This is a genomic window from Alcanivorax profundi (assembly GCF_003597125.1).
Taxonomy (GTDB): Bacteria; Pseudomonadota; Gammaproteobacteria; order Pseudomonadales; family Alcanivoracaceae; genus Alcanivorax; species Alcanivorax profundi.
This window is the reverse complement of record NZ_QYYA01000207.1, coordinates 1-363: the sequence shown is the minus strand read 5'-3', so window position 1 is coordinate 363 and position 363 is coordinate 1. Positions and strand designations below refer to the sequence as shown.

General features: G+C 45.5%; 1 protein-coding gene. It reads left to right on the top strand.

Annotation, left to right across the window (positions count from 1 at the left end):
- Positions 1 to 363 (top strand): hypothetical protein (locus D4A39_RS19505; RefSeq protein WP_199699520.1); only part of this gene is annotated, 363 nt, incomplete at both ends.

Genomic DNA, 363 nt, shown 5'->3' with positions numbered 1-363 from the left:
ATCATCGACAATAAGAATGGTTGGACATGGGATGCAGGTGTAAACTTCTATACCAATAAGAATGAATTGGTAGAATTGGCATCAGGAGCAACACGTGACGAAAGCAACTGGTGGTTCGTTGGCAAACCAATCAACGTCATCTATGATTATGAGAAGATTGGTATCTGGCAGACAGACGAAGAAGACATCCGCAAGGTTGCTGAACCAGGTGGTAACGCAGGTATGATCAAGATTAAGTACAATGGTGACTATAATGCAGATGGCACTCCTACCCGTCCATACGGTGAGGCTGACCGTCAGATCATGAAGGTAGACCCAGACTGGGAAGGTGGTTTCAATACCCGTGTAGCTTACAAGAACTGG